This window comes from Alcanivorax sp. HI0083, assembly GCF_001635175.1.
Genome location: NZ_LWFX01000845.1, coordinates 1 through 217, shown reverse-complemented (window position 1 = coordinate 217; position 217 = coordinate 1). Strand labels below are relative to the sequence as shown.

Sequence of the window (217 nt, the reverse complement as noted above, 5' to 3'; positions counted from 1 at the left end):
GCTCGAACCGTTTGAATCGTTCGGTCATGTAGGTCAACCCGGAACTGGTTGGCGACAGGTAGGGCGTATCGATTTGCGCCAGGTTGCCCAGGCATACCACCTTGGAACCTTCCCCGGCCCGGGTAATGATCGCCTTCATCTGGTGAGGTGTCAGGTTCTGGCTTTCATCGATCAGGATCAGGGATTTCTGGAAACTGCGCCCGCGGATGTAGTTCAT

At 55.8% G+C, this 217-nt stretch carries 1 protein-coding gene; it reads right to left on the bottom strand.

What is annotated here, in order from left to right; all coding sequences use genetic code 11:
- Positions 1 to 217: PhoH family protein (locus tag A3754_RS08095; protein ID WP_197468570.1), on the bottom strand; the 217-nt coding region annotated here is incomplete at both ends.